The sequence below is a fragment of the Halomonas sp. A40-4 genome (assembly GCF_015767635.1).
Taxonomy (GTDB): Bacteria; Pseudomonadota; Gammaproteobacteria; order Pseudomonadales; family Halomonadaceae; genus Vreelandella; species Vreelandella janggokensis.
Map to the genome: position 1 here is coordinate 1,216,136 of NZ_CP065230.1, position 25,457 is coordinate 1,241,592.

23 protein-coding genes are annotated in these 25,457 nt (G+C 56.4%); 6 read left to right on the forward strand and 17 right to left on the reverse strand.

The genetic code is table 11. From position 1 onward, the window contains the following. Positions 1-16: 16 nt before the first annotated feature. The 8 genes from hisD to IT895_RS05740 all read right to left on the reverse strand — a co-directional run bounded on the left by hisD (position 17) and on the right by IT895_RS05740 (position 10,422). The gene (gene hisD, locus IT895_RS05705; protein ID WP_199284985.1) at positions 17-1,339 is read right to left on the reverse strand and encodes a histidinol dehydrogenase; all 1,323 of its coding nucleotides are present in this window, start codon (positions 1,337-1,339) and stop codon (positions 17-19) included. An 89-nt stretch (positions 1,340-1,428) separates the two neighbouring features. Continuing rightward, complete coding sequence (locus IT895_RS05710; RefSeq protein WP_066315864.1) at positions 1,429-2,670, reverse strand: sugar ABC transporter substrate-binding protein; 1,242 nt, start codon at positions 2,668-2,670, stop codon at positions 1,429-1,431. A gap of 115 nt (positions 2,671-2,785) precedes the next feature. After that, complete coding sequence (locus IT895_RS05715) at positions 2,786-3,799, reverse strand: ABC transporter permease (protein WP_066315862.1); 1,014 nt, start codon at positions 3,797-3,799, stop codon at positions 2,786-2,788. Further along, positions 3,796-4,746: an ABC transporter permease gene (locus tag IT895_RS05720; protein ID WP_199284986.1), complete on the reverse strand. Its 951-nt coding sequence runs from the start codon at positions 4,744-4,746 to the stop codon at positions 3,796-3,798. Before IT895_RS05720 ends, IT895_RS05715 begins: the two co-directional genes overlap by 4 nt. A 36-nt stretch (positions 4,747-4,782) precedes the next feature. Continuing rightward, complete coding sequence (locus IT895_RS05725) at positions 4,783-6,309, reverse strand: sugar ABC transporter ATP-binding protein (protein WP_199284987.1); 1,527 nt, start codon at positions 6,307-6,309, stop codon at positions 4,783-4,785. A gap of 275 nt (positions 6,310-6,584) precedes the next feature. Further along, positions 6,585-7,727 carry a mandelate racemase/muconate lactonizing enzyme family protein gene (locus tag IT895_RS05730; protein ID WP_199284988.1) on the reverse strand — a complete coding sequence of 381 codons (1,143 nt, stop codon included), beginning with the start codon at positions 7,725-7,727 and terminating at the stop codon, positions 6,585-6,587. Beyond that, positions 7,724-8,923 (reverse strand): iron-containing alcohol dehydrogenase, encoded by a 1,200-nt coding sequence (locus IT895_RS05735; RefSeq protein ID WP_199285421.1) that lies wholly within the window; start codon positions 8,921-8,923, stop codon positions 7,724-7,726. Before IT895_RS05735 ends, IT895_RS05730 begins: the two co-directional genes overlap by 4 nt. A 5-nt stretch (positions 8,924-8,928) precedes the next feature. Then, positions 8,929-10,422, reverse strand: coding sequence for an aldehyde dehydrogenase (locus IT895_RS05740; protein WP_199284989.1), 1,494 nt, complete (start codon positions 10,420-10,422; stop codon positions 8,929-8,931). A 183-nt stretch (positions 10,423-10,605) separates the two neighbouring features. Between IT895_RS05740 and IT895_RS05745 the strand changes: the two genes are divergently transcribed. Beyond that, the gene (locus tag IT895_RS05745) at positions 10,606-11,511 is read left to right on the forward strand and encodes a LysR substrate-binding domain-containing protein (RefSeq protein ID WP_085917309.1); all 906 of its coding nucleotides are present in this window, start codon (positions 10,606-10,608) and stop codon (positions 11,509-11,511) included. Between the two features lie 59 nt (positions 11,512-11,570). On the opposite strand, the gene IT895_RS05750 is transcribed toward IT895_RS05745, so the two are convergent. Beyond that, positions 11,571-12,482 carry a LysR substrate-binding domain-containing protein gene (locus IT895_RS05750; protein ID WP_199285422.1) on the reverse strand — a complete coding sequence of 304 codons (912 nt, stop codon included), beginning with the start codon at positions 12,480-12,482 and terminating at the stop codon, positions 11,571-11,573. A gap of 102 nt (positions 12,483-12,584) precedes the next feature. On the opposite strand from IT895_RS05750, the gene IT895_RS05755 reads away from it, so the two are divergent. The 4 genes from IT895_RS05755 (at position 12,585) to IT895_RS19590 (ending at position 16,130) form a co-directional block, all read left to right on the forward strand. Beyond that, positions 12,585-13,475, forward strand: a complete 891-nt coding sequence (locus IT895_RS05755; protein WP_199284990.1) for a HalD/BesD family halogenase — start codon at positions 12,585-12,587, stop codon at positions 13,473-13,475. A gap of 37 nt (positions 13,476-13,512) precedes the next feature. Continuing rightward, on the forward strand, positions 13,513-14,766 hold the full coding sequence (locus tag IT895_RS05760; RefSeq protein WP_199284991.1) for a M24 family metallopeptidase: 1,254 nt from the start codon (positions 13,513-13,515) through the stop codon (positions 14,764-14,766). Between the two features lie 120 nt (positions 14,767-14,886). Continuing rightward, entirely contained in the window at positions 14,887-15,756 is an 870-nt protein-coding gene (locus IT895_RS05765; RefSeq protein ID WP_199284992.1) for a glycine betaine ABC transporter substrate-binding protein, read from the forward strand. 218 nt (positions 15,757-15,974) lie between these two features. Beyond that, the gene (locus IT895_RS19590) at positions 15,975-16,130 is read left to right on the forward strand and encodes a hypothetical protein (protein ID WP_329608937.1); all 156 of its coding nucleotides are present in this window, start codon (positions 15,975-15,977) and stop codon (positions 16,128-16,130) included. On the opposite strand, the gene IT895_RS05770 is transcribed toward IT895_RS19590, so the two are convergent. From IT895_RS05770 to IT895_RS05805, 8 genes are all read right to left on the reverse strand, one after another. Beyond that, positions 16,103-17,323: an MFS transporter gene (locus tag IT895_RS05770; protein WP_199284993.1), complete on the reverse strand. Its 1,221-nt coding sequence runs from the start codon at positions 17,321-17,323 to the stop codon at positions 16,103-16,105. The genes IT895_RS19590 and IT895_RS05770 overlap by 28 nt on opposite strands. Positions 17,324-17,326: 3 nt before the next feature. After that, a complete protein-coding gene (locus IT895_RS05775; protein WP_199284994.1) occupies positions 17,327-18,259 on the reverse strand; it encodes a hydroxymethylglutaryl-CoA lyase in 933 nt (310 codons plus the stop codon). Next, the gene (locus IT895_RS05780; RefSeq protein WP_199284995.1) at positions 18,256-18,462 is read right to left on the reverse strand and encodes a hypothetical protein; all 207 of its coding nucleotides are present in this window, start codon (positions 18,460-18,462) and stop codon (positions 18,256-18,258) included. The genes IT895_RS05775 and IT895_RS05780 overlap by 4 nt, the downstream gene beginning before the upstream one ends. Then, positions 18,455-18,976, reverse strand: coding sequence for a TRAP transporter small permease subunit (locus tag IT895_RS05785; RefSeq protein ID WP_199284996.1), 522 nt, complete (start codon positions 18,974-18,976; stop codon positions 18,455-18,457). The genes IT895_RS05780 and IT895_RS05785 overlap by 8 nt, the downstream gene beginning before the upstream one ends. An 11-nt stretch (positions 18,977-18,987) precedes the next feature. Further along, positions 18,988-20,034, reverse strand: coding sequence for a TRAP transporter substrate-binding protein (locus IT895_RS05790; RefSeq protein WP_085917318.1), 1,047 nt, complete (start codon positions 20,032-20,034; stop codon positions 18,988-18,990). A gap of 83 nt (positions 20,035-20,117) precedes the next feature. Next, positions 20,118-21,407, reverse strand: coding sequence for a TRAP transporter large permease (locus tag IT895_RS05795; RefSeq protein WP_199284997.1), 1,290 nt, complete (start codon positions 21,405-21,407; stop codon positions 20,118-20,120). Between the two features lie 12 nt (positions 21,408-21,419). Continuing rightward, positions 21,420-22,637 (reverse strand): CaiB/BaiF CoA transferase family protein, encoded by a 1,218-nt coding sequence (locus tag IT895_RS05800; protein ID WP_199284998.1) that lies wholly within the window; start codon positions 22,635-22,637, stop codon positions 21,420-21,422. Between the two features lie 42 nt (positions 22,638-22,679). Continuing rightward, positions 22,680-23,375, reverse strand: a complete 696-nt coding sequence (locus tag IT895_RS05805) for a GntR family transcriptional regulator (protein WP_176243611.1) — start codon at positions 23,373-23,375, stop codon at positions 22,680-22,682. A 237-nt stretch (positions 23,376-23,612) separates the two neighbouring features. Between IT895_RS05805 and IT895_RS05810 the strand changes: the two genes are divergently transcribed. Further along, positions 23,613-25,448: a hypothetical protein gene (locus IT895_RS05810; protein WP_199284999.1), complete on the forward strand. Its 1,836-nt coding sequence runs from the start codon at positions 23,613-23,615 to the stop codon at positions 25,446-25,448. Positions 25,449-25,457: the final 9 nt, after the last annotated feature.

Consider the following 25,457-nt stretch of genomic DNA (forward strand, 5'->3'; position numbering starts at 1 on the left):
TTGGTTTCTGTTGATGTTACTTGTGTACAACGGGGGCAGGGGTGCCATAAGGCACGTCAACGCCACCATAACGGCGTACGCGAATATTGCACTGTTCTGCATGGCCCACAAAACCTTCCAGCATACAGAGCCGGGAACCGTATTCACCCACCATAGTGGCCGCTTCATCGGTGAGAATCTTTTGGTAACTATGCGTCTTGAGGAATTTGCCGACCCAGAGTCCTCCCGTGTAGCGTCCTGCTTTCTTTGTTGGCAGGGTATGATTGGTACCGATAACCTTGTCACCATTGGCGACGTTGGTGCGAGCGCCAAGAAACAGAGCGCCATAAGCGGTCATGTTCTCCAGGAACCAGTCATCTCTATCCGTCATGACTTGAACGTGTTCACTTGCTATATCGTTGGCGACTTCAAGCATTTCTTCGTAGGTGTCACAAAGGACGACCGCCCCGTAATCTTCCCAGCTTTTTGCTGCTGTTTCAGCGGTTGGCAATATGCTTAGAATCCGTTCGACTTCAAGCAACGTCGCCTCGGCCAATTGACGGGAGTTGGTTACAAGAACGGCTGGGCTGTTATACCCATGCTCTGCTTGCCCAAGGAGGTCAGTAGCGCAAAGTTCGGCATCTACGGTTTCATCGGCGATCACCATGGTTTCAGTTGGCCCGGCAAACAGGTCAATTCCCACACGGCCGAATAGTTGGCGCTTTGCTTCGGCCACGAAGGCATTACCTGGCCCTACCAACATGTGTACCGGGGACAATGTTTCAGTACCCAAAGCCATGGCACCGACTGCTTGGATACCACCGAGTACATAAATCTCGTGTGCACCCCCAAAATGCATAGCGGCTATGACGGCAGCATTAGGGCGGCCTTTAAAAGGGGGCGTACAGGCGACTATGCGGGGGACCCCGGCGACAGATGCTGTGGCCACAGACATATGCGCACTGGCCACCATGGGGAATTTGCCTCCAGGTACGTAACAACCTACAGACTGAACCGGAATATTTTTGTGACCAAGAATAACGCCTGGTAAAGGCTCAACTTCGAGATCGAGCATCGTATCCCGTTGTGCCTGGGCAAACTGCTTGACTTGCGCCTGGGCAAACTTGATGTCAGACAGTTCCTGGGGTGATAATTCATCGATCAAGTTATTAATTTCATCTTGGGTTAGTTTGAAACTGGGTGGCGTGTAGTTATCGAATTTTTCTGATAACTCACGCACTGCTTCGTCTCCACGCGATTCAATTTCACTTAGTGTCGACTCGACAATTGTGCGGATCTTTGTATCATCATCATTAATTTCAGATTCCGCTTTTCCGTGCTTTAAGTATTCGATAGGCATATTGTTTATCTCTCGAAAAGGTTAAATGTGTCTATCAGCTTTAATTCGATTACAAGCCATTGCCACCTAGGCGACAATGGCTTCTATCCTTAAGGTGAAACAGTGGGTTCCACAGTGGTTAATTCATAAAGGTTTTCAGGAGCATCGCAGTTTCGGCAGTTGATGCCGGGTTCATTAGGTGCGTTTTCAATCACATCAGCTGGTAGCGGCTGGATGGTCGCGCCAGGAGTGGGGGTGCCCTCCAGTGCTGACGCCAATGACAGTTCAGGAAGCAGTTCAGGATTGAAAACTTCGGTCACGAAAGAGCTCGGGACTTTGTCTCCAGGGAAAGTGTTACAGCCGTCCTCGAAGGTATCCCCTTCACAAAGCTTGACGTCATCAGCGGTAACCCAGGGGAGTGGGTATTGTATATTCCGCTGATCTTCCGGAAGCTCATCACGCTCGCCTTCCAGCATCTCCATCATCAACTTAAAAGCAAGGCCGGATTGGGCAGGAGGGGAACCGGCAGATACGCCGGAGAGACCTTTGGCCTGGTATTCTTCATTGGCCAGCGCCAGGCGGAAGCCGTTAGAGTTTTCGCCCGTCATAGGGACCAGACGGTTTTCGTCTGCCTGTAGAAGTGCCTGGATGGCCCCATACTCGCCTGCCTGTGCCCATATGCCGTCAACATCTGGGTGCGCTGCAAGTGCTTTGGAGGTTTCTTGCTGCGTCGTTCGGTCATCCCAATTACTGTAGTACTCGGCAGCGATCTCAATCCCGGGGTATTGATTGAAGATATGCATGGCCCCATTGGTATGGCGCTCATCGACCGAGTTGCCCGGAACCCCTCGTGATAGGAAAATCTTTCCTTCACCCCCCAGTTCGTTGACTAATGCCTGAGCCGTATTCTCGCCAAATCCGGAGGTGATATAGCTGACGTTATAGGCGCACTGTTCAGTGACCGTGGCGTCATACATAAAGAACAGCACGCCTTGTTCACAGCCATGCCTAACTGTTCTATTCAGTGCGTTGGAGGATATGGGAAAGCTGACGATGCCGTCTGCCCCGTTGGCGATCATGCTCTCGTAGTCGGAGATCTGCGATTGTGGATCTGTGCCAGAAATGACCTCAACGAGTTCCACGGTATCGTTGTAAGGTGGGGTCTTGGCGAGTGCCTTGACAATATTAGCCGCTTCACTTTGCCAGGAGTTACCTGAGTAGCTGAGGGAAAGGTAAATCAACCATTTCCCATCTTCGGTCTTGGCTTCAGCGGGCTGCATTCCTGCGGCTAGCATGGAAACGCCTAGAGCAGTAGCTAGCGTGATGTGCTTTTTCTTTGTAATTAATGACATGTTGACCCCCGGGTCAGTTGTCTTGAGATTATAGCTAGAGCTTTGTATTGAATTTAAAACGTTTGCATTTTTTATGATCTTTTTTTAAGTCTATAAAACCTCCTGCCTCAGGGCATCAATTGGTTTTTTTAAGCATCGACTGAAGTCCAGTAAATATTTGCTCACGCAACATTATTAACGCGACTAAAATGACGATGCCTTCGAGAATTGTTTTCCATCCTTGACCAACTCCCAATGCACTAAGCATTGAGCTCAATGTGGTAAGCAATAACGCTCCACCGACTGTCCCGAGAAAGCTGCCACGGCCACCGAGTATGGAAGATCCGCCCACAACAACGGCAGCAATGGAAGGCAGTAAATAATCATCACCCATTCTCAGGGTTGCTCCGTTGGCATATGCGGCGAGAAGCACTCCGGCTAGCGCACTGCAGGCCGCTGAGATGGCATACGCAGAGATGGTCATTCTTTTTACCGCAATGCCTGCGATATTAGCTGCCTCAGGATTATTGCCCACGGCATTCAATTTTCGGCCGAACGCAGAATAGGACTGTAGGATGGTGAAAATAATAATAAATGCCAGCATGAGTAGTATCGGTAACGCCACACCGAGTACTTTATTTTGCATGAAAGCATTTAGCATGGGCGCCGGAAACCCTCGCGGAGTACCTTCGGTGAAACCCAGGCACACGCTATATACAATCAATCCCATCGCCATTGTCATGATAAAAGGAGGAATAGATAAGTGCGTTACCCCAAGCCCGCTAATCACACCCACCATGGCACTGATGAGCAGAATTCCAGGGATTATAAAGTAGAGACCCTCATTAGTTCCCTGCATAAATGTGGTTGACAGTACTCCACCTAGAGTAATCATCGATGCGACAGAAAGGTCCAAACCACGAACCAATATCACCAGCCCCTGGCCAAAGGCACATATGACCAGAAAGCTGCTCAGGTACAGGACGGTCATCAGCTGGGATATGCCACCGAGCGATGGGCTAACGAGGCGCGAACCAAAGATCATGAGTACAACCAAGCCGTATATAGTCAGTACCGCAATGGTTGTGCTACTGAGCCGTTGGGCCTGCCGCGTGTCCTGTTTGTCGGTTACGCCATAGGAAGGATTCATGTGATATTCCTCTTGTCGACGACGAACTGAACAGCACCTGAGAATAGAACTGCCAAGATCATGATCAGGCCTTGAACCATTCCGGTGTAAAAAGAGGAAACGCCAACAGAGAAAAGAAACTTCTGCATCAACACGAGGGTCGCAGCGCCCAAGAGCGAGGCCGTGACGCCACCTCGCCCCCCGCCAAAGGCTGTTCCCCCTAAAGCCACGGCTGCAAAAGTAAGCAATAGGAAGGGCTCTCCAGCCGAAGGGCTGCCCGTTGACGTCTGGGCCGCCAGAAAGTAGGCCGCTAATGCATAAAAAGCACCTGCCCATAAGAAAGAAAAGAACTTCGTTCTCGCTACATCAATACCCGAAAGCTCAGACGCTTTGGCGTCTTGACCAATAGCCAGCAGGTTACGACCGGCATTAGTTCTGCGGAACACAAACCACAGCATTGCCACCAGAAAAGCAATGATGATGGAGACGGGCACTTCAAAGACACTGCCGGTAAGTTCATAGGCCATGAAGTCTGATACATAGCCACCTGGCGCCCTAAGAATTAGCAGCGCTATACCCTGACAAATGATCATGGTCGCCAGAGTTGCCGCAATAGCCTGGATCTTCAAATAAGCCACGACAAAGCCGTTGATGGCACCCACTAATATGCCAACCGTCAGCGCGATCCCTAAAATGCCGACAGCGCCGAGAGCACCATCGAACTGCAATACCGCTACAATAGAATTCACCAGCGAAATAGTACCGGCCACAGAAAGGTCGAACCCTCCCTGCAATATGACAAAGGTGGCGCCTGCAGCCGCTAACATCAATGGTAAGGAGTTGTTGAACAACCCTTGAATTGAATAAGCTGAAAGGGCAGAAGGCTGTACGGCAGCGTATATGGCGAAAATAATTAAATAAATCACCATGATCATTAGGCCGCTATCGGCAATTTTCTTAATGGTCATGCTGTCGCCCCTGTGTTTTTGGCATTGTTTGAAGGTTCACACAGCCTCCTGAATGCTGTCCTTCCTGGCAATTACTGGGCCGTGTGCAGAAGCCAGTAACCGTTCCTCGGAAATTTCATTTGCTGCAACGTCATCTGTGATGAGGCCGTCATAAACAACCAGGCAACGTGAACTGAGCTGCACCAATTCGGAGAGCTCGGAAGAATAGAAAATAATAGCTCCCCCTTGATCCACGAAATGGCGCATCATTGCGTAGATGGATTGCTTGGTGCCGACATCCACTCCTCTGGTTGGATCAAATAACACCAGAATTTTAGCGCCTGTCATCAGGGCTCGAGCCAATAATACCTTCTGTTGATTGCCCCCAGAGAGGTTGCCAACTTCGAAATCGAGATAGCGTGTTGAAAGGCTTACCTGGCTTGCAGCCTCCGCAGCCAGATGGTTTTCGAGACGGCCATTGACGATTTTCGCCCAGCCTGTTGTGGCAAAATTGGGTATGGAAATATTCGCCGCTGCACTTAAGCTGGGAAATATGCCTTCGGTCTTCCGTTCTTCGGGCACGAAAGCGATTCCAGGATTAATCCGTAGTGCTTGTCGAGGTGTGTTTAGTGAAGTGATCTTACCACCGACCCTTATTTCTCCTGATTTCGGTTTATGTAATCCGCCAAATATACGGAAGAGTTCCTGCTGGCCCTGACCTTCCAACCCGGCAACACCAAGTATCTCCCCAGCATGAAGTTTAAGGTTGATTCCTTTCAGCATTTTCGATGCTAGTCGATCTGTTTCGAGCAATACCTCTCCGTTAGTAGCGTTCTCACGAGCAGCTTTGTTCTTGTGGCTCGATTCATGTCCTACCATCATTGAAAAAATGTCTTCGTCATCGACACCTTCCAGATCAACTGTTCCCATCGTCGCGCCATTGCGCAGGATAGTCGCTCTTTGACATATTTCTCTTACTTCATTGAGACGGTGGGAAATGTACAGAACACTCACGCCTTGCGACGTGACTCGACGTATTTGACGAAACAGCCAACTGGTATCAGGAAGCGCGGCGGTAGGCTCATCGAGAATTAGTAGGCAGTGCGCATGGCTGAGCGCACGAACGAGTTCTATACGCTGTCGCTGGGCTAGTGTCAGGTCAGCAACAATCGACTGGGATGAAATGTCATCGATTTCCCATTCGATTAACACCTCATTGGCGCGTTCGAAAATACTAGCCTTGGATTCTGGCCAAAAACGACCCGAAGATGCCCGGGGCAAAAGAAGATTTTCAGCAACAGTCATGTTGGGAATTAGGCTAAGCTCTTGGAATGCAGTCGCAATCCCCCAGCGTCTCGCCTCTATGATCGAGCTTGGCCGGATGATTTCTTCATCAAGCGATATGCTTCCAGCATTTGAGCTAACAACCCCCGATAAAATCTTAACCAGAGTGGACTTGCCCGCCCCATTTTCACCAAGGACGGCATGTACCTCGCCAGGCCAAATGCCCATATCGACTCCGCTCAGGGCGACAGTGGCTCCATAACGCTTGGACAGATTACTTATATTTATTCTTTCGGTCATGTGCGTCTCCAAATAGCACCGCCATCTTTGCAAACGTTTGCATAGATACAGATATTGTTTTTCTATGTGTGAGAAATATTTCTTCCCACGGAATTTAAAACGTTTGCATAACTAATAAGTAACGAATGACATCCTGTCAAATGGCCGCCTAGTAATTTCGACTATTGTCTAACGAATACTCGTCTGACGCCAAGCTCGCCATGGCATTGACCCCTCCGCGATGCCAGAAGCAGAGCTTGGCGCGTACTGCCGCAAAAAGCCTTTATTGACAGTCGCTACTGCCAAGTTGCCTGGTTGGCGCGGGTGGCCGCGAGGCGTGCTTCGTCAAGTGCAATGCCGAGGCCAGGCTCATCAGAGAGCGTCAGCCAGCCTTCGGCATCGGGCTTGATGGCGGTCGTCAGCGGAAAGTCGCGCACTTCGGGTGTCCATTCCGGTGGGTCGAAGGGGTATTCCAGATAAGGACAGCCTGCTGGGCCAACCGCTCCTGCGGTGAGATGCAGGTTGGCGGCAAGGCCGATGCCGTTTCCCCAGGTATGCGGTGTGAACCACTTGCCTGCCGTGGTGACCTCTTTCGCCAGTCTGGATAAGCCGAGAAGCCCGATTGAGCAGACGGCGTCCGGTTGGTAGACGTCAAGACACTGCTGTCGCAGCATTTCGCGGAATTCGTAGGGTTCACGGGTCATCTCGCCACCGGCGATTTTCAGCCGCTCGCCGGTCAGGTCGTTGAGGGCGCGCATCCCAGGATAATCGCCGCGATAGAGCGGCTCCTCCATCCACAGCACATGATGGCGAATCAACTCCTCAGCCACCTCGCTTGCCTTGGCCAGGTCCCAGGGGGCCTGGGTATCCCAGGGCATCCGCCAGCCCTGGTTGCAGTCGACCATCAGATCCAGCTCTTGTCCCACGGCATCACGTACCGCCGCGAGCACCGCTAGATCATCGTCGAGCCGGTGACGGCCAAAGCGTAGTTTCATGGCGGTGATGCCCGCGTCGCGAATCTGCTCGGCGAGGGCAACGACCTGCTCGGTAGGTCGATGAGTACCGCTGGAGGCGTACGCCTTCAGGCGCGACGAGGTGCCGCCCAGCAATTGCCATAACGGTTGTGCCTTGATCTTGCCGATCAAGTCCCATAGAGCGACTTCCAGTGGCCAGCAACGCCCGGCATGAAAGCCGATGTTGTCGATAACGGCGCTATGGCGTTCGATGGCTAAGGGGTCTTTCCCAATGAATAGTGACCGGAAGTCGTCGAAGCCATACATGGCATCGCCCGAGCCGATGCCTTCACGGCCTTCGCTGTCGATCACGCGAACGATAGCGGCAGGAAACTTTTGCCTGGGTTGGCTATCCCAGGCCGCGGGGAAGGGTGGGTCGAGCTCGCACTGGTGCTGGCTGATCTCGATGCGCTCAATCACGTTCATGCGCTGATCTCCCGGTTCTGGGTGGCAAGCTCGGCAACACGGCGCTCGAACACAGATACAGTGGCGTCAGCGAGCCATTGCCAGTCCTCGCCAGTTGGACGGCGGGCTGCGTTGTGGGCCATGGGCGCGTTCTCGTCTTTTTGCATGGTCAAGGCTAGCGCCTCAGCGTCTAGTGTCTGCGTGGTGAAGGGGGCAAGGGCTTGATTGAAGTGGGTCTGATCAGCAAGTTCGCGGAATAGCCTGGGCAGCTCTTGTGCCTTGCTCCCGGCTTTCAGTGCATGGGCCGCTGGCGCGAAACATGCCTCATTGTCTGCCACCGACCACGCCAGTGACGCTTCCAGCGCCAGCGTTACGGCGACACCATGGGGTAAGTGGTAACAGCTACCCAGGGCATGGCCGATATTGTGTGCGATGCCGGTACCGCCATTATCAATGGCCTGGCCCGCTAGGCAAGCGGCTTCCTGCATGCGTTGGCGGGCCACCAGGTCATGAGGGTTGGTCACCGCCATGGGCAGCGTCTCGCCTACCTGGCGGATGGCCTGCAGCGCTGGCGCTTCAATAAAAGTGTGTCGCCCTTGGCCGGTAGTGGCCTCCAGCGCGTGGACGAAGGCATCCAGGCCGGTGGTGGCGGTGAGCGGGGCGGGCAGGCCACGGGTTAACACCGGGTCGAGCAGGACCGCGTCGGGTAGCAATTCGTCGCCCCAGGCCCAAAGCTTGCGTCCCTCTGCGTCGGTGAGGATCGACGTGCGTGTGACCTCGGAGCCGGTACCCGAGGTCGTTGGCACCATCACGGCGGGTACGCGCCCTGACCAGGGGGTTCTGGCCAGCAGGTAATTTTCCATATCGCCCTGGCTTTCTGCGAGTGCGGCGACCAGCTTGGCGATGTCTAATGCGGTGCCGCCGCCCAGCCCTATCACCAATGGGCGGCCGGGCAGGGCACGTACCTCGGCTGCGGCCGCATCGGCGGTAGCGACGCTGGGTTCGCCCGTCGGTGCCAGGAAGGTATCTACCTCAGCATCAGCTGTCAGGTTGTCGACCAGGGCATCGACCAGGCCGGTCGCGGCAAGGCCCTGGTCACTGATGACCATGTAACGGCTGGCACCCAGGCGGTGACGAAGCTCAGGTAGCTGCTCAAGGCTGCCAGGTCCCGCGATGATCGGTGTCTGACGTCCGGTGTGAAAATGATTCAGGGGCATAGGGCTCAAATCTCGATCCAGGTGGTCTTGAGTTCTGTGTACTTATCAAAGGCATGGAGAGATTTGTCGCGGCCCTGGCCGGATTGCTTGTAGCCACCAAACGGCGCATTGATCGATGTGTGGTCGTAACAGTTGACCCAAACGGTGCCCGCGCGCAAGGCACGAGCGGCGCGGTGGCCGTCGCGTAGCCGATCTGTCCAGATCGCTGCTCCCAGGCCGTAGTCGGTGTCATTGGCGATGGCCAATGCCTCATCCAGGTCGTCCACGGTAATCACCACCAGGACGGGCCCGAATATCTCTTCGCGGGCCACCCGCATATCGTTGGTGACATCGTCGAGTACGGCCGGGGTCAGGTAGTAACCGCCGCTCTCGCTGCGAACCTGCTCGCCGCCGAACAGCCGTTGCGCCCCTTCGCGCTGGCCCTGATCGAGATACCCCTGCACCTTTTCCATATGCGCCTGTTCAATCATCGCCCCCATCTGTACGGCGGGGTCGAGGGGGTCGCCGGGCTTTAGTGCCTCGGCCCAGCCGCGGAGTTTTGCAAGCAGCGCTTCCTTGACGGTTCGATCGACAATCAGGCGGGTACCCGCGTGGCAGGTCTCGCCCTGGTTGTACCAGACGCCATAGGCGACCGACATGGCGATGGTGTCCAGGTCTTCCACATCGCGCGTGACGATGTGCGGGCTCTTGCCGCCGCACTCCAGACCGATGCGCTTCATATTGGAGTGCGCGGAATACTCAAGAAAGGCTTTCCCGACCTCAGTGGAACCGGTGAAACCAACAGCATCGACGCCGTCATGCAGGCCCAATGCCTTGCCAGCGATGTGGCCAAGCCCTGTGACCACCTGGAAGGCGCCCGCGGGAATACCAGCCCCTTGGGCAAGCTCGGCCACCTTGAGCGTTGCCAGGCTAGACTGCTCGGCGGGCTTGAGGATCACCGAGTTGCCCGCGCCCAGCGCCGGGCCGATCTTCCAGCTGGCGATAATCAAGGGGTAGTTCCATGGCACCACGGCGGCCACCACGCCCATCGGCTCACGGTCTATCAGGCAGACGCTCGTTGAGCCGTTAGGTGCCGTCTCACCGTAAAGCTTGTCGAGTGATTCGGCATACCAGCGCAGCCCTCCGACCAGGCCGGGCACATCCACGGTTGTGGTCTGGCCGATCGGCTTGCCGGTTTCCAGGGTCTCAAGTAACGCAATGTCGTCTAGCTGTGCCTCAATGGCATCCGCCCATGCCAACATGCGCGATTTGCGTTCGGTGGGCGGCAGGTCTCGCCATTCACCACTCTCGAAACTGCGGCGAGCACTGGCGACGGCGAGGTCGACGTCGGCGTTGTCACAAGCCGCCACATCCGTGAGTACCTGACCGGTGGCCGGGTTCTCGGCTGAAAAAGTGGCGCCGTTGAGAGCGTTGACGAATTGTCCGTCGATATAGGCCAGTTGCGGTAGAGGGAGAGTGCTTGCGCGGTTCTGCCAGTCGGCGTGGGAGCGGTCCGTCATCTAATAACCTCGGCGGTGAGTTGGCATGTCGGCGTGATACTAGGCGCTCAGCTGTGGCCCCACAAACGACGAAAGCGAACCCCGGGTATTCCTATAACTCATGCAAGGCTGGTATTGGGCAGGTGATTACTGACATTATCTGGTAAGTTGCTGCGAAAAAATCACCCAATGAGGCTCCGGCAAATGTCACGCACTTTACCCCCACTCAATTCTCTCAAGGCCTTCGAGGCCGCCGCCGAGTGTGCGAGTTTTACCCTGGCGGCACAGCGCCTCTGCGTGACTCAGAGCGCAGTCAGCCGTCAAGTCAAGCTGCTGGAGGAGCAGTTGGGGGTGTCGCTTTTCCAGCGCGGTTCAGGCCACCTTCGACTGACCGACGCGGGGCGCCGGTTGCAACCTGTACTGCGTCAGTCCTTTGATCGCATTGCCTGGACCGTAAGAGGCTTGCAAGAGCCAGATGCTGTTCCCCACCTGCGCCTGAATGCGCCCCCGACCTTTGCCAACCGATGGTTGATCCCGCGGCTGGGTCGCTTGAAATCCTTGCACCCGGATCTGGAGTTGTCCCTGACTACGCGCGCCGATGACGACCTTGCAGGAGACGAAAACCTGGATGCAGCGATTCGTTTTGGAACCGGTGAGTGGTCGGATGCCGAGATAGTTCACTTGATGCAAGAAAGTCATATCGCCGTCTGCGCACCCAAGCTCAGGGGGTCTATGCGTCGTGATGCGCTCGACCTCAATCACCAGGTGCTGCTCCATGTCCTTTGGGGTGAGGATCGCTTTCATACCTGGGATCACTGGTTGTCAGCGGCGGGTATCGAAGGGGTGAAGACCAGCGGGGGTATTGCGTTTGACCTGCTGGAATTGGCGATTCATGCCGCCGTCAACGCTGTCGGGGTGACCATCGCTGACCGGCACATGGTTGCCCGTGAGCTGGATAGAGGGGAGCTTGTATCTTGGCTTGATGTCGAGGTCACCGGGCATCGTTCCTACTGGTTGGCAACCCGGCCACACCAGGTTGAGTCGGCCAACCTCAAGCTTTTTCGCCAATGGCTGGCGCAGGAGATTGAAGATCCCCCCACCGGTCTATAGCTGTCATGGTTAAGCGTCCATTTGCAAAAAGGTCTTTTTGCGGAAAGATCGTCACAGGGCTAGGAGGCGTCGTGGAGGTTATTATCAGAAAGAAGCTGTTCTCGCAGTAAGTCGATGAGCGTATCCCCCGCTGGATGCTGGAAACTCGGCGATTGTCGAACCGTCAGCTCGGCAGGTGGCAGTGCCGGGAACCCGTCTGCTTCATCAAGGATGCGCCAGTTCTCTGGCATGGCGCGTTGATCAGTAACCGTGACGGCCTTGCCCTGGTTGACGGCAACACGCAGCCCGGTGGGGCTTTGGGTAGTATATTCCAGCGACCATTGCCTGCCCATGCGAGCAAGGGCTTCCAGGGCGCGTTCTCGATAAGGGCAGTGGTCGGGGAAGAGCGCCAGTGCGAGCGGCGCACTGGGGTCGACACAATAATCTCGATGCGCTGCCCAAACCACTTCCTCGTGGCCCATTGATACCCCATGCCGTTGGCTTTTGTGCTGAATGGTCAGTACGAGATCCAGTTCCCCCGCTTCCAATGACTCGATGAGTTCACTCGACATGCGGCAGTGAATATGCGGCCGAATGCGCGGATGGCGTTCGGCAAAGCGGCCCAATAGTGCCGGTAGCCAGGCTTCGGCATAATTTTCTGGTAGGCCGAAACGAATGATGCCGTCGTGGTCGCCGTGACCAAGCACGCTCAACGCCTCGCGTTGCAATTGCAACAGGCGTCGGGCGTAGACCAGAAACGTTTCACCATCTTGAGTGAGTGTCAGTTGACGGCTTGTACGCTGTAATAAACGGGTGCCGAGCCGTTCTTCCAGGGTGCGTATGCGCAGACTAATGGTCGACTGCGTCTTATGCAGCTGGTTAGCGGCAGCAGTAAACCCATTGTTGTCCACGACGGCAACGAAAGCACTCAGCAGCTCATTGTCGAGTGACGGGGTGCGGGATGAACTATCGGTAAAGTCGATGGAATCCATCACAAGGAATTGTTTCCTCAATAGAGAGTGTTTATTCACTATGCCTCCAGATAAGCCCGGGTGCCAAGCCCGGTGCCTGTTTTACTGCTGGAGGATAATGCAATGCTGAACGCTGACCAGTTGGCGGATGCCGAACGCCTGGATCTGTCTGCCTTCGTCAATACCGAACGCTATCCACTCGATGACCCCAATAGTTCGTCGCTGGTTGAGGTCATTGAGTCTGCCCGGCGTGATCTTGATCGTGAGGGCTGTGCGGTGCTTCGTGGCTTTTTGCACCCGAGCGTACTCGAACAGGCACGATTAGAGAGCGCGCGCATGGCCGAGAAAAGTTTCTTCAACACGCGCCAGGTCAACGCCTATTTTACGGCTGATGACCCCTCGCTGCCGGAAGATGACCCCCGCCGGATATTCATGACGCGTACCAGCGGTTTCGTTACACGGGACATGATCACGGCAGATAGCCTGATTCATAGGCTCTATGTCTCCAAGGCAATGAAATCGCTGGTGGCACGCTGTCTTGGCGAAGAGCAGATTTACGAGTATGCCGACCCCTTTGCTGGCCTCGTGCTCAACGTATTGCCCGATGGTACTCAGCAGCCGTGGCACTACGACACCAACGAATTCATCGTCACCATGATGACGCAGCAGCCCGAAGCGGGCGGCGTTTTCGAGTATTGCCCGGGAATTCGTACACCGCAGGACGAAAACTATACCGGTGTCAGGGCGGTGATTCGTGAGGATGACCCAACACCTGTAAAGCGTTTGGATCTGCGTCCGGGGGATCTACAGCTTTTCAAAGGGCGCTTCAGTCTGCACCGCGTCTCAGAGGTGCAAGGTGATACGCCAAGACTGACGGCCATTTTCGCCTATTCGCAGCAACCCGGCGTGGTCGGCAAGCTGGAACGAACACGCCAGTTGTACGGGCGTGTCGCTGAGCAGCATATCCAGGCAGAAGCCCGCTATGCCGAGCGTACTGACGGACTGATCGACTAAGCACGCCTCCCTATATTTTCAATGAAGAGGAGAGACCATGAAGATGGATCTCGATACCCTCGGCATTCTTCCGCCGACCCACGAGCCCAGCGATTGCGAGCCGACGCAAGCCGAGATTGAACAGGTATTACTTGACCGCCTTGGCCGGGTTCGACGTGAACTCGTCAAACGCGACATGACCGCGGTCGTGCTTTTTGATCCGGCACACGTACGTTATGCGACAGGGTCGCGCAACATGCAGGTCTATAGTTCGCGCAACCCGGCACGCTATGCGTTCGTGCCCGCCGAAGGGCCTGTGGTGTTGTTTGAGTTTTCCGGCTGCGAGCACTTGGCCAGGCACCTGCCTACGGTGGATGAGATTCGCCCAGCGAAAGCGATTTCTTATTACTTCAATGAGAAAAATACCGAGGCGGTGACCCGTGCCTGGGCGGACGAGATCATCGACCTCGTTCGGCAATGTGGGGGTGGTAAACGTATCGGCATCGAAAGCGCCACACCGGAAGCGGCCTTCATGCTGCAGAGGAGTGGCTTAGAGGTATTGGATGCACAGGCGCCACTGGAGTTGGCGCGTGCCATCAAGGTACCCAATGAGATCAAGATGGTGCGTTCGTCGCTTCGCGCGGTAGAAGATGGTGTTCGTCATCTTGAAAGGGCGATCAAGCCGGGAGTGAGTGAGAACGCTGTGTGGTCACGGTTGCACCAGCACATCATCGAAACCGACGCTGATTTTGTCGAGACGCGACTGATGAACTCGGGACCGCGCACCAACCCATGGTTCCAGGAGTGTTCAGATCGCATCATCCAGGATGGCGAACTGGTGGCGCTGGATACCGACGTGGTTGGGCGCTACGGCTATTATGCCGACTTCTCTCGCACTTTCCTGTGTGGCGATGGCCAGGCAAGCCAGGCGCAGAAGGATCTCTACGCCATGGCATATGAACAGATACGTACCAATATGGAAAACATCCAGCCCGGCATCAGTTTCAAGGAATACGCCGAGCGTGCCTGGCGACTGCCAGAAGCCTATAAGGCGCGCCGTTACTTTGCCTTGGCGCATGGCGTTGGCATGAATGGCGAGTATCCCTACATCGTTCATCGTGAGGATATCGACGACAAGGGCTACGACGGAATTATAGAGCCCGGAATGACGCTTTGCGTGGAGAGCTTTATCGGCCACGAAGAGGGCGGTGAGGGCGTCAAGCTTGAAGAACAACTCTACGTACGCGATGACGGAAAAGTGGAGCTACTGTCCGATTACCCCTTCGATTCCAGGTTGCTGGGATACACCTAGTGAAACGGTGCTTCATTCTTTTTTCTCATGATTGCTATTCGGTAATGTCGATCGTCATTCGATAATAACCTGCTACGATTGACTTTTTAGAATGGCTAAAACAAAAGGAAGGAACTTGGTATGAATAAAATGTCATCATCGTTCTTGATGGTAGGGCTTTTGGCAGCGGCAACTGGCGTTCAGGCAGACGATCACAAGTCATTGGTGATCGGCACCAACAACTGGGCCGAGAACATTGCCGTCGCCAACATGTGGAAGATCATTCTGGAAGAAGAGTATGGGTATGACATCGAACTCTCCGATGTCAGCAAGAGCGTGCTTTACAGTGGTCTGGCCAACGAAGATATCGATCTTTCCATGGAGATCTGGCTACCCACTACGGATGCTTCTTTCCTTGAGCCCCACAAGGATGAGATCGACGTGCACGATGTCTGGTACGAAGGCACTGGGTTGGGCTTGGTGGTGCCGAGCTACGTCGAAATCGACACCATCCCCGAGCTTGGCGAAAACGCTGAGGCTTATGTGTACCAGGGTAATCCGACTATTCTTGGCATTGATTCAGGTTCGGCGATTGCAGGCTCTACCGACGAAGCGATAGAAGCGTACGAACTGCCACTTAATCAAATTAACAGCTCTGGACCGGCGATGATGGCGGCGCTTGATGATGCTTACCAGCGCGAAGAGCCAATCGTCGTGACACTGTGGAGCCCGCATTGGGCTTTTGCTGAGTACGACCTCAAGTATCTGGAAGATCCTGAAGGCGTTTACGGCGAAAGCGATGATATTCATTGGATGTCGCGCAAAGATTTTGGAGACGACGATCCCTGGCTAACGTCCGTACTCAATGACTGGCACATGAACGACGATACATTGGGTGGCTTGATGGCCGAAATCGAGCAAACCGGCGATCCGGTGGAAGGTGCCCAGACCTGGATCGATGAAAATCGTGACTTGATTGATGAATGGTTGGCTGCTGGCGATGCGGGATAGTGGCACATAATTTAAATGACTATATATAAGTGGCTATTACCGAAACAGAAGATGACCATGGCTGCCTGATATCGCCCCGGTTATAAGTCAGCGTCAGTAATAACGTTGTGGGGAACAGCTGATTGGGTTAGCTATAAGCGCTTGGCTTTGCCAGGCGCTTTTTTTATGTAATGTGATACGTTTTTATTTAGGGGGCGCTATATAAGGGTGGGCGCGACTTGCTTAATTTCATCAAACGGATGCACCGTTGGCCGCGCGAGGTGCGTTTGGTACACGGCGAAGACCACGCCCGCCAGGCGTTTAAAGTATCCATTGAAGCCATGGCGCGGAAAACCCTGTCGGCCGGTCAACGTTGTTTTGCCTTCGGTGTATGAGTGACGTGTGGTGGCGGGATGGTGGCGGACCGTCTCGCTTGATGGATGAGCCAGAGTCCCAGTACCGCGATACCCGCGAGGATAGCGAAAACGGTTGTATAATCACCCAGCAAGCTGTGGAGCAAAGTCACCATAGGCAAGCCGAGCAACACACCGCCATAGGTGAAAACCAGGCAACCGCCAGCGGCATCCGCGATACGACGTGGCGGGGCCAGGTGGGTAATTTCGGCCAGGAAGACGCCGTTCCAGCCCAACGAGGAAAAGCTCAGCAGGACAAGTAATACAATGACCAGCCACTGGGGCCAGGCCGGTGTCATGGTGGCTACCAACAGAGCGCCCAACGCGGTGGTGAATGCGATGATGGTCAGCGTCGTCAGGCGGTCGCCCAGCTGGTCGCCGATCACGCCCCAGCCGATGCGTCCCGCGACACCGGTTACCTGCACCCCGGACATGACCAATCCTGCCTCGACCAGGCCGAAATCCAGATCTTCCACCAGCAGTGCCACCGTAAAGGCCGAGACCGATAGCTGAATCGCCGAGAAGCACAGGCTCAGCAGCGCGACGTAGCGCAGCGACCGCTGCCGCCATACCACGTCGAGCCCTGAGAAGGGCGTCGACAGCCACGCTGTGTTTGGGTCGCGCTGGTCATCCCAACCCGCCCGTTGCCATTGCAGGGCGACGATGCCGAGCAGTGCAATGGCGCTGAGCAGGAGCAGCCCGGCCTGCCAGCCCACCGCCAGGGCTAAAAAGGGGGCGCTGGCCCCGGCGATCACACCTCCCATGGGCACGCCCGACTGTTTCAATGAGAAGATCAGGCCGCGTCGCTCGGGCGGGGTAAAGCGCACCAGCAGGACTGACGCGGAGGGGTTGGTCATTCCGTAACCCAAGCCCGCGATGAGAGAGGCTAAGGCAAAGGTTGGCAAGGCCGGGATCGCCATCATGGCGGCGCCACCGCCGAGCATCGCCAGGGAAAGTTGGCTGGTGCGACAGGGTCCCAGCCGTCGGGTAAGCGGCCCGCCCACCAGCGACGTCAGCATGGCGCCGAGGAAGATGAGACTCACCTGCAAGCCGATGGTGGCCGAGGAGACGCCCAGTACACCGGATAATTCTGGCGCGATGGCGGCAGGAAACAGTGCCACCAGCGCTGAGAAGGCCAGCACCAGGGTGGTCGACAGGAGCACGATGACCGGCACGGTTTAGCGCATCCGTTCTCGTGGCACCTGGCGCAAGTGGCTGGCGGTCTGGCCACCGGGCAGGGCAGCGATCAGGTCGGCCGCCACGAGCAGTTTTGACAGATCGCCCCCCGTTGTGACGTTGCCACCCTGAAGGGCATAGAGCAGATCTTCGGTGGCGGTGTTGCCGGTAGCGCCGGGGGCGAAGGGGCAGCCTCCCAGGCCAGCGCAGGCGCTGTCCACCGCCGTGGCACCGTGATGTATCGCAAAAAGCGCATTGGCTACGCCCATGCCGTAGGTATCGTGGCCGTGGAAGGCCCAGGCCAGCCCTTTACCGCCATGACGCTCGCGCAACTGGGTGAAATGCTCGGCAACCTGATAGGGGCTGGCTCGGCCGGTGGTATCGCATAAGGCTACTTCTAGCGGCAAGCCGTCGGTCAAGCGGGTCGCCTGGTCGAGGACGCGGTCAACCTGCCGCCAGTCGATTGTGCCTTCAAAGGGGCAGTCAAAGCAGGTGCCGAGGTCGAGGCGTAACCGGGTCCCCTCGGTCTGACGCAGGCGCTCTGCCACTCGGCCGAGATCCTCCAGGGACTCATCGACGCTTCGTCTTACATTGCTGCGGTTATGGGACTCTGACACCGAAACCACGTAGACGACTTCGCGGATGCCGTGCGCCAGGGCCAGCTCGGCTCCCTTTAGATTGGGCACGAGCGCCGAAAGGCGCAGCTCGGGCCGGTCGACGAAAGCCTCGATGAGTTTGTCAATGTCGGCCATCTGTGGGATGGCCTTGGGGCTCACGAAAGAGCCGATTTCGAGGCGGGTGATGCCAGCATCGATAAGTGCTGAAATGCAGCGCTGTTTATCGATGGTAGGTAGTGGGTCGCTGATCGACTGAAAGCCATCGCGGGGAGCGACCTCGACAATGTCCACCTGTGCGGGTGGCGCAAGCAACGTCATGACGGGGCCTCCTGTTTGCGAGCAAAGTTGTTGGCGACGACCACCTGAAGGCCCCGTCGTTTAGGTATCAAGGCTGCGTTCTCTCGGCTCGACCCATGTCCCTGGTTGGCGCCGGTTTTGAGCAGAACGGGCGCGTCAAGGCGTTCGGGCAGTTCGTCTTCCAGGTGGGTGGCAATCAGCTTGTGGCCAAGGGTGTTAGTCATGAGAGGGGGCCTCATCGTTGTCAGAGCCCATCAGACGAGGAAGGGTGGTCAACGCATCGATAAGAAACTGCAGGCCTAGAGCGGCGAATCCGATCGGCATCAGGGCATAGGGATATACCATGGGAGTGCCCAACGAACTGGAAACCCGTTCGCCGTGTTCGAGTGCCTGTAGCGCCATAATACCACCGCGCCACACCAGGATCGTGCAGAACACGACCCCCAAAAGCCCGGTGGCCAAGTCGATGGTGGCGCGCAGACGCAACGGCAGTTTGTCTTTAAAATAAGTGATGCGGATATGAGCGTCGTGGCGCTGGGCTTCCGCGGCGCCGATCACGGCAAGATAGACCAGCAGAAAGGAGTTGATCTCCAGACTCCAACTGGTCGGCGCCGCGAAGGCGTAGCGCATGATGGCGTCATAGCAGATTGACGCCATCATGAACATCAGCACCGCCATCGACGTCCAGCGTGGGACGGCGAGTACCCCATCCCAGCTGCGCATGGCAGTCATCGTCATGGTGCTCTCCCTCATTCCTCGCCCAGGGCCAGGGCAATGGCGCGACTGCCGACTTCTTCGCCGACCTCTTCTTTCCATTGATCCCAGACGTCCTGAACGCCGTTGTTGAATGTCTCGAGATCCTCTTCGCTGGGCTCGACGATCTCGACGCCAGCCTGCTCGACCTGGGGCCAATATTCGTTGGGATAGATATCGTTGTTGCAGTGCTCGATGAAGTTGGCGTCATACCAGTCGGCGGCATTCTGCAGCACGGCGCGGACGTCATCGTCCAGACTGTCCCAGGTGTCGCGCAGCATGAAGGGAGCCACCGAGAAGCCAGTGATCGGGAGTTTGTAGCAGACCTTCAACTGCTCCTGGAGACTGCGGCCGATAACCGTCGAGATGTTGAAGATCCCCGCATCCACGGTGCCCCGCTGAAGAGCCATGTAGGTCTCGGAGGAGGGAATCCGTGTCGCGCCCACGTTGTAGGGCTCGAAGGCCTGGGTAGCCTCAAAGCCGACAATACGTACCTTCTTGCCGCGTACCTCTTCAAGACGGCGGATCGGGCTTTCCTCGGTACTCCAAAGGTATTCCGGCTCGAGAATACCGCCCCCGGAAGTCAGCATGTAGAGGTTATCTTCGGCCAACACGTCGTTGATCAACGTCATCAACGGGCTGCCTTGGCGCAGACGTTCGGGGTGGCGGTAGAGCTCGCCGACCACGCCCGGCAGGCCCGTGACACCGAGGATAGGAATCGATCGGGTAACGTAGGAGAAGGTATGGAACATGAAGTCGATGCTCCGCGAGCGTAAGGCTGGCAGCTGCTCGTCTACCTTCAGGAGTTGGCCTGAGTCGTAGAAGTCCACTGTCAACGCGTCGCCACCTTGCTCTTTTAGCATCTCCACGAAGCGATTGGAGCCGTAGGTTAACGCTTTGTAGGAGTCGGGCAGGTAGGTGACACCGGTCAGCGTGGTGGCGGCGTGACTACGTGGTGCCAGCAGGGTATGAGAGCCGAACATCGTGGCCCCGGCAGTGGCGAATGTGCCGTATTTCAGGACTTGGCGGCGGGATAAGGTCATGGTGAATCTCCTGCTTGTTGTTGTGATAGACCCTTTAAAGGTCGGAGGTGATAGCTCACTTCACTGACGTTGAAACACCGGGACTACATGAGCCCCGGCAACCACAGGCTGAGGCTGGGGAAGAACACGAACAGCATCAGCACGAGGAACTGGACGGCGACGAAGGGTAGAGAGCTTTTGATGATTTCCTCTACCGAAAGCTCTGGGCAGACCCCGCGCAGTGCATATAGGTTAAGTCCCACCGGCGGTGTCACGACGGCAATTTCAAGGTTGAGTACCATGACAATGCCGAACCAAAGCGGGTCATAGCCCAGTGCGGTGACCAATGGCAGCAGTACCGGGGTGGTCACGACGATCAGGGACACGGCGTCGACGATCATGCCGAGCAGGATCAGCAGCAGCATGACCGCCAATAGAATGGCCCAGGCGGGCAGACCGGTGGAGGTCAGCGCTTCGGTGAGTAGCTGCGGGACCCGCACCATATTGAGGTAGTCGCCAAAGATCTTGGCGCAGCCGATGATCAGCAGGATTGCGCCGCTGATCCGCGCGGTGGTTGCCAGTATCTCCAGGAACTTCCGCCAACTGAGGCTACGAAATATCAGGGTCGCGATCAGGAAGGCGCCGGCGGCGCCGATGCCGGCCGCTTCGCTGGGAGTGGCCAGGCCCGAGTAGATGGAGCCCAGTACGGCCACCACCAGTAGGGCGGCATGCCAGATATTGGCCAAACTCGCCCAACGCTCGCGCCAAGTGAAGCGCTCCTCGCTGGCCGGTGCTTCAGCCGGGTTCAGGCGCACGCGGATGTAGATGAACAGCGACAGGGCAAGCGCCAATACGATGCCGGGGACGATGCCGCCGATGAACAGGTCGGCCACCGAAACGCTGGAAACTGCCCCGTAGATGATGAAGGGCACACTGGGCGGAATCAGCATGGCCAGGGCGCCGGCGCTGACGACCGAGCCCGCGGCCAGCGAGCGGCTATAGCCCCGGGCCAGCATCTGAGGTACCGCAATGGAGCCCACTGCGGCGACACCGGCAAGGCTGACCCCGGATACCGCGCCAAACATGGCGGAGGCGCCCACCGACGAAATTGCCAGGCTGCCACGAAGCCAGTTGAGCCAGCGCACAGCGGCGGTAAACAGGCTTGAGCCGACAGGGGTTGCGCCAAGGAAGTTGCCCATCAGGATGAATAGTGGCAAGGCGATCAACTCGAAGGCGTTGAGCTGGCCAAACAGCGAGGAGGGTGCGAAAAAGAACGCCAGTGGACCGCGGGCCATGTAAAGGCCGAGTAATCCAGAGAGGCCAAGGGCCAGGAAGATCGGTACGCCAAAAGCGATAAGCCCGATCAAGGCAATTAGAACAAGAACTGGATCCATGGTAGGCCTCCGTCAGATCACCTGGTCGTCGCGTAGGGCGGCGAGTGCATTGGTATCGAGATCAAGCCAGTCGGACAGGATGGTCTCGGTGTGCTCGCCTAAGACGGGGCCAACGTGACGTACACTTCCCGGGGTTCTGGATAGTCGCGGAAAAACGTTCTGCATTGGCAGGGGGTTGCCGTGGTGATCGGAGACTTCGACAATGGCTTCACGCGCCTTGAAATGCGGGTCATCGAGCATGTCGGGCGCGTTGTAGACCAAGCCAGCGGGGACGCCCGCGTCAGCGAGAATATCAACGACGTGCTGAGCGTCGTGCTGGCGTGTCCAGGCTGCCACAAGGTCATCGATGGCCTGCTGATGCTCGCCGCGCGCCCGGTGCGTGGCGTAATCAGGATGATCTGCCAAGCTTGGCTGGCCCATCGCTTGGCAAAGGCGAGCGAAGACGGTGTCTTGGTTGGCGCCAATGATGACGTCCCGCCCGTCCCGCGCCGGGTAGGCATTGGAGGGCGCGATTCCCGCCAGAAAGCTGCCGCTGCGCTCGCGAACCTTGCCGGCACGTGCGAATTCAGGAATGAGGCTTTCCATCATCGCCAATACGGATTCGAAAATGCTGCTGTCGACCACTTGGCCGTGCCCAGTGCGTTCACGCTGGTGGAGGGCCATCATGGTGCCGAGGGCGGCATGCAAACCTGCCAGTGTGTCACCGATTGAAATGCCGACGCGGACCGGAGGTCGATCCGGATAGCCGCTCAAATAGCGTAACCCGCCCATGGCCTCGCAGACTGAGGCGAAACCGGCTCTTGTGGAATAGGGCCCATCCTGGCCGAAGCCGGTAACCCGGACCATCACCAAGCCTGGGTTGTCCTGGGAGAGCACGTCGTAAGAGAGCCCCCATCGTTCCATCGTGCCGGGGCGGAAATTTTCAATAATGACGTCGGCGTTTTTGGCCAATTCACGCAATACTTCTTGTCCACGTGCTTGGCGAAGATCCAGGGTAAGTGACTGTTTGTTGCGGCCAATGACATTCCACCAGAGGGGCTCGCCCGTCTCATTATCCGCTGCCCCCCACTGGCGCATGGCGTCACCTTTGCCAGGCGGCTCGACCTTAATGACCTGGGCGCCGAAGTCAGCCAGTACCTGGCCGCAGTAGGGCCCGGCAATCAGCTGACCGAGTTCCAGTACCTTGATATCGTTCAGGGGCGTTGAGGGTTGGGCTTCGTTTTTAATCATTGTTGTTGTGATGCCTCTATTGAATGAATGGATGGATGCTCGCTAAGACTCGGCAGAATCGGAAAAGCGGCCATTTAACGACTTGGCAGCGAGTAGGTGAGCGCTCATGATTTGTTCGGCCCATAGAGGGCTACCCACCTTAATGGCCTCCAGAATCTCTCGGTGATGGCGCATACTCCGGCGCAGGCTGGCCAGGTCGTAGTGACTAAAATTACGTCTGATGACCGAGGTGCGAACCACACTTTCCAACACGGCACCCAGGCGCTGGTTTCCGCTCGCGTGGATCAGTTCGCGGTGAAACTCATGATTGATGGAGGCGATTTCATTACGTATGGATGGCGTCGTATCGGCCATCTCGGTGAGCTGTTCCATGTGGGAAGCCATCGCTTCGAGTTTGGTAAGGCATTCCCTGGTCATGCGCTCGCTTGCCATGCGAACCGCCATGGGTTCCAGTACAAGGCGTAGTTCAAAGACCTCACGGGCATCCTTTTCGGTCCAGGCCGTCACACGAGACCCGTGATGGGGAATCATCTCGAGCCAACCTTCCGACACCAGTTCGCGGAGGGCCTCACGGACAGGCGTTCTGCTCACGTCGAGTTCACGGGCAATATTCGCTTCCCGAATGTACTCATGAGCCTGGTAGTGCCCATCTAAAATCCGCTGTTTGATGACCTCATGCACCTTGGTCGTCGCTGTCTGGACCACGGAAGCAGGTGCTATGCGAGCGGTGTTTGCCATCTGGATTCCTAAAATTGTATGCAGTTTTGAATCTAGATGAGTAATTAGCGCTCAGAAATTAAACTTTTGTCTATTGTTGTATGCAATCTTGGGGTTTTGAATGAAATCAAGGAGATTGTCGTCATCACAAGTATTAGACAATTGAGCGTTGACCCCCTCACTAAAGGCACCTAGTTTTTTTACATCTAACGGGTGACCACTGCTCTAGCGATCCGAGCTTTCGAGGGTAGGAAAACCATGTATCGGACACTCAATGCTACCTGTCGGCTTATCTCCTTACCTCTTTGGCTCTGCACTGCCACCACGGTGTTTGCTCAGGATGCGGTTAGCGCAGATGACGTAATGGATATCCAGGAAATCGAACGCATTGCCGACATGGCGCGAGCGGGAAGCGACCCGCGAATAACGGCGAGTAGTGTCGATAAAAGTGGCCGTGACGAGAATCGCACGAACGCCACTCCGCCAGTTCTCGTATCCATCCAAGGTGACCCCGCTTTTGTCTACACGCGTGGCGCTAACTACGATGTGCCTGAGGGAGAGCCGGAATTTGTGATGCGTTGCCGCGGCGATGGCATCATCGATATGACCAGCATCGTCTCACAGTTGATGGACGACCCTCTGGAACTGAGCGCTGACGACGAGTATTCACTCCACATTCGTCCTTACGGTCAAGACCACGAATTGACGATGCCGGTAGCGCTGGGGGAGCGCTTTCCCAGTCATCGCCATGTGGTTCGCGTGACGGGGTCGGCACGCGCTGACGCCCCCTTCTTTACTCACTTGAAGGGCACCACCAATTTTTCCTATCAGTTGAAAAGAAATGGCGCGTTCTTGCCCATGACCGGCGGCCTTGATTTCAGCACGTTTCGCGCGGATGTGGAGCCACTATTGGCGTATTGCCGCGCTGGTAAGCCGAATCCACTAAAACGCATCGATCTCGACGCGACCGTGATTGCTGAGAATGACCCAGGATCGGCGGAGGCGCCCGCCGAGCTTGATTTGTCATTCCTGGACCAGAGCCAGGCGCGAACCTTCCAGCGGATTTATGAGGGTCGGCGGGCCTCTTCGGAGTCGTCGCTACGGGCTCGGATGCTCAACTATATGGCGTTCCACCTTGCTTACTGGGAGGGCTGTGCCACGGCCACTGACGAGCCGATGTCTTCCTATACGACGACGCCTCTTGCCGAGGTTCAGACGATGAGCCTCCTTGATGACGATTTTGCGCCGTTTGTCCTCACGGCCTCTACCTATGAGGACGTCAGCAGAGAAATATATGACAGCGAGCTGCGAAACGATTTCTCGTTCAGCGTTTTATCTCAGCGGTTCGATGAATTGCGTCAGAGGCAGCAGGAAGGCTTTATCGATGTGTTCACCCATCACGGCTGCTCGGGAGAGGTGTTCGATAGGCTCCGGCAGAATATTCGTGAAGACCTTCCTTGGTACGATTACACCGATGGGCGCCGTGATGTCGTGGTCGATTTCGGAGGGCGGCAGTTCGACCTGCAGCTGTCGCAACCGATCGATATCGCGCTGGCTCGAAACCCCGATGGTGCGCCTACGCCCGAGCCCGCGCTGACGCCTGAACGGCCTGCATCGGTGGTCGATCCTGGCGTGCCGTCGCTGGCAAGTCGTTTCACACCGAATGCACAGGACATCCAGAACGCGATTCAGACAAGGGTCGATGTCGCTTTCCAGCGGCTGGATGCGATGGGCGACCAATGCAACACCTATCGCCGGGACAACAATCCTGTGGCAGCAATGATGTGCCTGTTCTCCGGAGGCGGTGCGATGAACTCAAGCACCGGTAATATGCGCATCACATCTGTCAGCCTGGATCACTGCCTGCGTATGAAGGACCCTGACGTATCGGCCTATTGTCGGTATCGCGCCGATATGTCGATGACAGGGTCAGGCATGATGGGTCAGGTCGCGTCGCTCGTGAATGCGGCAAGCGCTTTCAATCAGTGGACCTGGGCCTCGTTTCGTCAAGACGGGCAGACCTGGCAACTGGTGGAAACATGGGAAAATTGCCGGATCGACGACAATATCTTGCGCTGCACAAGCCGACGCTAGACGGGGAGG